The sequence below is a fragment of the Halomonas cerina genome (genome assembly GCF_014192215.1).
Taxonomy (GTDB): Bacteria; Pseudomonadota; Gammaproteobacteria; order Pseudomonadales; family Halomonadaceae; genus Halomonas; species Halomonas cerina.
Window position 1 is genome coordinate 51,555 of sequence record NZ_JACHXP010000022.1, and the last position, 7,378, is coordinate 58,932.

Genomic DNA, 7,378 nt, shown 5'->3' on the forward strand with positions numbered 1-7,378 from the left:
ACATCCTTGCCCCTTGCCTCTTTCATCTTGCCCCTTGCCCCTTGTCCCTTGTCCCTTGTCCCTTGCTTCTCAGCCCTCGGCCCTTGCCCCTTGCTTCCCGGACCTCGGATCCTCACGCTACCTGGGCGCTGGGCGCTGGGCGCTGGGCGCTGGGCGCTGGGCGCTGGGCGCTGGGCGCTGGGCGCTGGGCGCTGGGCGCTGGGCGCTGTTCAATCCTTCGTCACCCGATTGACCTCGGACAAGCTGGTCTGCCCCTGCATCACCTTCAAAAGCCCGCTGCGGCGCAGGTCGGGGTGGCCTTCCTCGCGGGCCTGGCGGTCGAAGTCTCGGGCGTTGCCTTCGGTCATGATCAGCTGGCTCATGGCATCCGAGATCGGTACCACTTCGTAGATGCCCACTCGGCCCTTGTAACCCTGGGTGCAGTGCTTGCAGCCCACCGGCTCGAAGATGGTGGCGCTGTCGACCTCCGCCTCGGTGAAGCCCTGCTTGAGCAGCGCCTCCCGGGGGATCTCCGCCGGCTGGCGGCAGTGACGGCACAGCCGTCGCGCCAGGCGCTGGGCGATGATCAGGCTCACGGAGCTGGCGATATTGAACGGCGCCACCCCCATGTTGGCCAGGCGGGTCAGGGTCTCGGCCGCCGAGTTGGTGTGCACGGTAGAGAGCACCAGGTGGCCGGTCTGGGAGGCCTTCACGGCGATCTCGGCGGTCTCCAGGTCGCGGATCTCGCCGACCATCACCACGTCGGGGTCCTGGCGCAGGAAGGCCCGCAGGGCGCTGGCGAAGTCGAGCCCGATCTTGGGCAGCACGTTCACCTGGTTGACCCCCGGTACCTTGATCTCTACCGGGTCCTCGGCGGTGCAGATATTGCGCTCCACCTGGTTGAGCAAATTGATGCCGGTATAGAGGGTCACCGTCTTGCCGCTGCCGGTGGGGCCGGTGACCAGGATCATGCCCTGGGGGTCGTCGAGCACGCTCTCGTACATGGCCTTCTGCGCCGGGGTAAAGCCCAGCTGCTCGATGCCCAGCTGCGCCGAGGCCGGATCGAGGATCCGCAGCACCACCTTCTCGCCGTAGACGGTGGGCAGGGTATTAACACGAAAGTCGATGGAGCGGGCGCTGGAGACCTTGAGCTTGATGGCGCCGTCCTGGGGCAGGCGCCGCTCCGAGATGTCGAGCCGCGACATCACCTTCAGGCGCGCGGCGATGCGGGTGCGCATGGCGAAGGGCGGATGGGCCACGTCGTGCAGGATGCCGTCGATGCGAAAGCGCACCCGGTAGCTGGTCTCGTAGGGCTCGAAGTGGATGTCCGAGGCGCCGCGGCGGATGGCGTCGAGCAGGATCTTGTTGACGAACTTGACGATCGGCGCGTCGTCGCCGGCGGCGGCCACGGCCTGGTCGTCATCGGCGTCCACCACCCCCTCGTCGATCTCTAGCTGACCCACGGCGTCGTCGATGCCCGCCATCTCCTCGAGCGCATGCCGCTCGCCGTGGGTGAGGTAGCTCTCGAGCACCGGGCCGAGCTGGTCCACCGGGGCCAGCACCCCCTCCGGCGTGAGGCCGGTGGCGAACTGCAGCTCGTCCAGCTGGGCCAGGGTGGAGGGGTAGGGCACCGCCACGGTCAGGCGATGCCCGTAGCGGGTCAGCGGCAGCACCCCCAGCTGGCGCAGGATCTTCTCGGGAAACTCCTTGGCCGGCGGCAGGCTCTCCAGGCGCAGGGCGTCCAGGTCGATGACCGGCAGGCCATACTCCCGGGCCGCGGCCAGGGTCGCCTGGCGGGCCGGCACCATGCCGGTCTCGATCACGTGACGCATCAGCGAAATCTCGGCCTGGCGGGCCTCCAGTTCGGCCCGGGTCGCCGCCGCCTCGCTCAGCAGCCCCTCCGCCACCAGGCGCCGGGTGAGGCCCCGCCGGCCGCGCCGGTCGGCCGCGCCGGCCAACGGCGATTCACCACCACCGGCGGCGTGGGTGGGCGGCGTCTCTTGCGCGGGGGGGCGATAGTCGTTCATGGCGCCTCGCAGGGCAGTCAGTCGTCCGTCGGGGTCCTGGCTGGTGATTCTACCCCCTCCCCACCGCCCGCGCCCAGCGTGAGCCATGCGACCTTCGGCCCTGGCTTGACCAGGATGGTGTCATGCCCAAGTATGACCTAGCGCAAGAGCATGACGATTTTTCTCGCTAATTCGCTTGCGGGGTTGCAGGGCGTAATTTATTGTAACTGCCAAGGTGGGCACGAAACCGTCTGGGTGCCACCGACGGATCGCGGTGCGACCGCGCACCCGCGCCAGGCGAAGTGGACGCAAGGGGACGACCCATGACCGAAATGACAGGACAGAAGAGGCAAGGCATGAAGCACATGAGCAAGATGCAGGGCGGGCCGGGGGGCCAAGGCGGTTTCACCCTGATCGAACTGCTGATCGTGGTGGCGATTATTGGGGTGTTGGCGGCGGTGGCGATTCCGCAGTACAACCAGTATCGGACAGGTGCTGCCGAAAAGGCATGTCAAGCAGAAGCAAAAGCATATGCTACAAGTGCAGCAGCAGCACTGATGGACGATGATGATAGTACAACAGTCCCAACTTTTCCTTCGGATGGAGCATGTACTTATACCACTGGTGGTGAACCGACTGAACTGACTAGCACTTTTGAGGTTACGCCCTCCTCTAATGCGAGTTCACAAGCATATACAGTAACTGTGCAAACTGCTTCGGTGGTTGAAAAGACTGCGGGCTAATCGGGGATGGACCCCGAAGCTAATCGGGGACGAAGCTAATCGGGGACAGACCCCAATTAACGAAGACGGTCGGCCTTTGCCGGCCGTTTTCTATTATCAGGGCGTCAATCTTCGCGACGCCGAGGCTTGCGGCCCCTTGTCGACGATTGGCTATTCGTAGTGACTCCAGAGTCGCAGCACCTTGACGGTCTTCTCCTCATCCAGCACCTGGTAGACCAGCCGGTGCTGGATATTGATGCGGCGGGAGTAGGCGCCGGCGAGGTCGCCTATCAGCTTCTCGTAAGGAGGCGGGGTCTGGTAAGGGTTTTCCTCAAGCAGCGCCAACAACTCCTGCGCCTTCGGCTTGAGGCCGCTGGAGGCCAGCTTTCTGGCATCCTGCTGCGCCTGTTTCGTGTAGACCAGGCGCCAGCTCACCAGTCCAGCGCCTCATCGCATTCCTCGATAGGCGTGTCCATGCCCTCACGAATCGATTCACGCATGCCGGGGACCGAGAGCAGAAACAGGGTCTCCTGGATCGCCTGCCAGTCTTCCTCGGCAATCAGCACGGCCTTGTTGCGCTTGCCGGTGATCAGTAGCGGCTGATGCGATTCAGCAGCCTCGTCGATCAGCCGGTAAAGATTGGCACGGGCTTCGCTGGCGGTGATGGTGGACATGGGGAAGCCCTCCTCGGGTGATACCTGCGTCGAATAGTACGTTATGCCGTACGCTTTTGGCAATCGGGGACAGACCCCAATGGCAGCCTCGAGCATCAGGCCGCTGGGGGTGGTCTGGCGGATCGGGTCGACCATGCCGGGGGCGAGCTGGTGGCGAAAAAGTTCCCGGTAGCGATGGCAACGCTGCTCGTGGGTCGCGCCGAGGGCTGCCATCGTGGGGTGGGACGTGACAGGCCAATCGATGCCTGGCCCCGATTTGCCGCACCGTGCTGGCATATTTGTACAGTAATACGTACAATGAGAGTGCTTGCGACGCATACTGGGGTGATGCCATGGAAACCATCAGCTATTCAAACTTCCGGAGCCACTTGGCCAAGGTGCTCGACAAGGTCAACGATGACCATGTGCCTGTGTTGATCACCCGTCAGAACGGCAAGCCGGCCATCGTGATGTCCGTGGAGGACTTCAAGTCCTATGAAGAGACGGCCTACCTGATGGCCAGCCCGCGCAATGCCGAGCGACTGCACCAGGCCATCGCCGAGGTCGAGCAAGGCAATGGCGAGGAGCACGGGCTGATCGAGTCATGATGCTGACCTGGGCAAGCCAGGCCTGGGAGGACTATCTATACTGGCAGGCTCGCGACAAGAAGACGCTCAAGCGCATCAATACGCTCATCAAGGATATCCAGCGTCAGCCCTTTTCTGGCTCGGGGTCCCCCGAGCCGCTCAAGCATAACTGGTCGGGTTACTGGTCACGACGCATCGATCGGACACATCGACTCGTCTACAAGGTGACCGACCGTGCGGTGGTCGTCGTTCAATGCCGGTATCATTACTGACGCCGGCTAATCGGGCTAATCGGGGACACGGGCTAATCGAGGACAGACCCCAATACCCCCCGTAACCCCCGTGATGTCATGCGGCCAGGTTCCGGCGGGCTTCTTCCAGGTCGTAGGCGTTTTGCAGCCGCAGCCAATAGCCCTCGCTGGTCCCGAAGTAGCGGGATAGTCGCAGGTCCGTGTCGCCGGTGATGCGCCGACGGCCCAGTGTGATCTGGCTGATGCGGGTGACGGATACGCCGATCGCCTTGGCCAAGGCATTCTTGCTCAGCCCCATGGGTTCGAGGAATTCCTCCTGAAGGATTTCGCCAGGATGGATATTCGGTAATTTGTCAGACATGGGCTGCTCTCCCCCTCAGTGGTAATCGACAATCTCCACCTCATGGGCATCTCCATCCATGAAACGGAAGCATAGGCGCCATTGGTCGTTGATGCGGATGCTGTACTGACCCTCTCGCTCGCCTCTTAATGCCTCCACATGTTTCAGCGTTCAGCTGTCGCGGCGCCGGGGTTTGCGGCCGGGCTTGCCGAGGGTGGTGCGTCGGCCCAGCAGCTCGGCGACCTGGTGCTGGAAGCGCTCGCTACCCAGCACTAGGCCGCTGTGGGTGGTCTGGCGGATCGGGCCGACCATGCCAGGGGCGAACTGGTGGCGAAAAAGTTCCCGGTAGCGATGGCAACGCTGCTCGTGGGTCGCACCGAGGGCCGCCATCGTGGGGTGGGGCGTCACGAGAGGATCGGCGTCGCCCTGGGCATTGACGCGATAGCTGGACCAGCGGTACTCGCCGGGGTGCGCCACCATGCCGGCCCGAACCGGGTTCAGTTCGATATAGGTGTGGCAGGCGAGCAGGTAGGGCGTTTCGGCCACCAGGCAGGAGCGGAAGCGCCCCTCGAAGAGGGTGCCGGTACGACGATAGAGGCGATTGAAGCGCTGGGCATAGCGCTGGCCCAGGCGCTTCATCATCGCGCTGATCCCTCCCAGCAGCTCCAGGTAGCTTCGACAGTCATCATCGCCGGCGAAGCAGACGCTGCGGTTATTGCCACGCTGGATCAGGTGCAGCGGGGTTTCCGGCAACAGCAGGCGCGCCTGGCGAGCCATGGGCGTATCTCCTGAAGGCGCTCGATAGGTTCAGCCTAGCCGCCGCTCGCCTTGCCTCCTGTAGGAGAAAGGCGACAGGAGAGGCAAGCACAATCGGTGCCTGTCCCCGATTTGCCAAGTGTCAGCATTGGCGCACTATCCTGAATTATCTATACTGGGTGTAATTTACACTAAGCATAGATAAACAAGGGTAATCCATGACCCAGCGCTTCATTTTCTGCCGCCCGGCGCTCGCTCGCCAGCTGTGCGACGCCCTGCAGGGCGTCGGGTTGCTGGATGCCGGGTCGGGGCTGTTCCTGGCCGCGCCGCGGCGCACCGGCAAGACCTTCTTCTTGACCGAGGACTTCTTGCCGGAATGTGTTGCCCGCGGCTGGGAGCCGGTGTATGTCGACCTATGGAGTGATCAGCAGGCCGATCCCGCCGAGCTGATTCGCCGTGCCCTGATCGGTGCGCTCGATCGCCATCGAAGCGCGCTGGAAACCCTGGTCAAGCGGGCCCGGGCCGTGCGCATCGGGGTGTTGCGGGCCGTGTTCCTGGAACTGGAAGGCGATGCCTCGGCCGAGTCACCGCTGGTCGACCTGGTGGATACCCTGTTTCGACTGGCCGATCGGCCGATCGTGCTGGTGATCGACGAGGCCCAGCAGGCCTCCGTCAGCGAAGAGGGAGTGAAAGCCCTGCATGCGCTGAAGTCGGCGCGGGATCAGATCAACAACGCCGGCGCCGATATGCGGCTGTTCCTGGTCTGCACCGGCTCGTCTCGCGACAAGCTGGCGCATCTGGTCCTGAACCGCAACCAGGCCTTCTTCGGTGCCACCGTGACCCCTTTCCCGTATCTCGGTGCCGACTTCGCCCGGGCCTATACCGCCTGGGTCAACGCCCTGCTGTCGCCGGATCAGCACTACACGGAGCAGGCGGTCAGCAAAGCCTTCGAGCGCGTGGGCTATCGGCCCGAGATGCTGCGTGAGGCGGCGCAGGGGGCGGTGTTCGCCGACGACCTTCAGGAACTGGCGCCGGATGAGCGCCTGCTGGCCCGGGCCGAGCGCGTGGTAGAGGCCCGACTTAACGATATCCTGGCGGAGTTCGACCTGTTGACGCCGCTGGCGCGCCACCTGCTGTGGCAGATGCTCGAGGACGGTGAGCGCTTCACCCCCTTCGCTGAGGCGTCGCTGGCGGCCTATGCCGCCGCCCTGGGTGAGGAGCGCGTCGGCCAGTCCCGGGTGCAGAAGACCCTTGAGGGGCTGCGCGAGAAGGGCTTGGCATGGAAGCCACAGCGTGGCATCTATCGGCTGGAGGACAGCGCCCGGGATGCCTTGCAGTTGCGCGGTTCGTGGCAATCGGGGACCGGCACGAATTGATGTGCGGCCCATGTTGCACTGCACAAGAATCCCTGCTAGTGTGCAATGCAGCAGAGCGGGATTCACCCCGCTCCCTCATATTTTGAACCCGGAGGTTCCCATCATGACCAACCCCTTTACCTTCAACGCCAAGCCGTTTGACACCGCTCAGCTCGAGTCCGTGTTCGGCCCGGCGCGTGCCTTCGCCGCCCTGTCCATCGACGTCACCGAGAAGCTGGTCAATGCCCAGTTCGACGCTGCCAAGGCCTATACCGATGCCAACCTGGCGCAGCTGCGCCAACTGGTGGAGGTCAAGGATGCCGAGGGCCTGCGTTCCTATGTGGAAGGCCAGCAGCAGGTAGCCAAGGACCTGACCGAGCGCCTGAAAGAGGATGCCGAAAAGGTCGTGGCCCTGCAGCAGGACTTCGTTCAGGAAAGCCAGAAGCTGACCGAAGGCAGCGTCCAGCAGGCTCAGGAAGGCCTCCAGCAGGCCACCGAGACCGCGACCACGGCAGCCAAGGAAACGGCTTCCAAGTCCAGCGCTAGCGCCAGCTCCAAGACCAAGTAAGCCTTGGGCCCGCGGGCCAGCTGACGCAAGACACAAGGCCGCCGATCCCTGATCGGCGGCCTTTTAGTGGTGCGCCAGGCATGGCGCGCAGCGCCTGACTGGCGCTGTTCCCGAGGGTGGTGCCTCGGGATGACTTGGGGGTGAAAGTTCCCTGCACGCCC

The 7,378-nt window shown here is 64.0% G+C and carries 11 protein-coding genes; 5 read left to right on the plus strand and 6 right to left on the minus strand.

Annotated features, from left to right (window positions below; translation table 11 throughout):
- Positions 1-209 precede the first annotated feature (209 nt).
- A complete protein-coding gene (gene pilB / locus FHR94_RS17055) occupies positions 210-2,006 on the minus strand; it encodes a type IV-A pilus assembly ATPase PilB (RefSeq protein WP_183327507.1) in 1,797 nt (598 codons plus the stop codon).
- 302 nt (positions 2,007-2,308) lie between these two features.
- Between pilB and FHR94_RS19895 the strand changes: the two genes are divergently transcribed.
- The gene (locus FHR94_RS19895; protein ID WP_281376067.1) at positions 2,309-2,728 is read left to right on the plus strand and encodes a type IV pilin protein; all 420 of its coding nucleotides are present in this window, start codon (positions 2,309-2,311) and stop codon (positions 2,726-2,728) included.
- A 150-nt stretch (positions 2,729-2,878) separates the two neighbouring features.
- Here the strand turns inward: FHR94_RS19895 and FHR94_RS17065 are convergent, their stop codons facing one another.
- Together FHR94_RS17065 and FHR94_RS20105 are read right to left on the minus strand one after the other, a co-directional pair.
- Positions 2,879-3,142, minus strand: coding sequence for a Txe/YoeB family addiction module toxin (locus FHR94_RS17065; protein ID WP_183327508.1), 264 nt, complete (start codon positions 3,140-3,142; stop codon positions 2,879-2,881).
- Entirely contained in the window at positions 3,139-3,594 is a 456-nt protein-coding gene (locus FHR94_RS20105; protein ID WP_425485398.1) for a type II toxin-antitoxin system Phd/YefM family antitoxin, read from the minus strand. Before FHR94_RS20105 ends, FHR94_RS17065 begins: the two co-directional genes overlap by 4 nt.
- 119 nt (positions 3,595-3,713) lie before the next feature.
- On the opposite strand from FHR94_RS20105, the gene FHR94_RS17075 reads away from it, so the two are divergent.
- Both FHR94_RS17075 and FHR94_RS17080 read left to right on the plus strand, forming a co-directional pair.
- A complete protein-coding gene (locus FHR94_RS17075) occupies positions 3,714-3,968 on the plus strand; it encodes a type II toxin-antitoxin system Phd/YefM family antitoxin (RefSeq protein ID WP_183327510.1) in 255 nt (84 codons plus the stop codon).
- Entirely contained in the window at positions 3,965-4,219 is a 255-nt protein-coding gene (locus FHR94_RS17080) for a Txe/YoeB family addiction module toxin (RefSeq protein ID WP_183327512.1), read from the plus strand. The genes FHR94_RS17075 and FHR94_RS17080 overlap by 4 nt, the downstream gene beginning before the upstream one ends.
- Positions 4,220-4,295: 76 nt before the next feature.
- Here the strand turns inward: FHR94_RS17080 and FHR94_RS17085 are convergent, their stop codons facing one another.
- The 3 genes from FHR94_RS17085 to FHR94_RS17095 are packed head-to-tail and all read right to left on the minus strand — an operon-like array spanning position 4,296 to position 5,315.
- Positions 4,296-4,559, minus strand: coding sequence for a HigA family addiction module antitoxin (locus tag FHR94_RS17085; RefSeq protein ID WP_183327515.1), 264 nt, complete (start codon positions 4,557-4,559; stop codon positions 4,296-4,298).
- 15 nt (positions 4,560-4,574) lie between these two features.
- Positions 4,575-4,697, minus strand: coding sequence for a type II toxin-antitoxin system RelE/ParE family toxin (locus FHR94_RS17090; protein ID WP_343064682.1), 123 nt, complete (start codon positions 4,695-4,697; stop codon positions 4,575-4,577).
- A 12-nt stretch (positions 4,698-4,709) separates the two neighbouring features.
- Complete coding sequence (locus FHR94_RS17095) at positions 4,710-5,315, minus strand: transposase (RefSeq protein WP_183327517.1); 606 nt, start codon at positions 5,313-5,315, stop codon at positions 4,710-4,712.
- Between the two features lie 197 nt (positions 5,316-5,512).
- Here FHR94_RS17095 and FHR94_RS17100 point away from each other — a divergent pair, with 197 nt between their 5' ends.
- Both FHR94_RS17100 and FHR94_RS17105 read left to right on the plus strand, forming a co-directional pair.
- Positions 5,513-6,670, plus strand: a complete 1,158-nt coding sequence (locus FHR94_RS17100) for an ATP-binding protein (protein ID WP_183327519.1) — start codon at positions 5,513-5,515, stop codon at positions 6,668-6,670.
- A 103-nt stretch (positions 6,671-6,773) separates the two neighbouring features.
- Positions 6,774-7,217, plus strand: coding sequence for a phasin family protein (locus tag FHR94_RS17105; RefSeq protein WP_183327520.1), 444 nt, complete (start codon positions 6,774-6,776; stop codon positions 7,215-7,217).
- Positions 7,218-7,378: the final 161 nt, after the last annotated feature.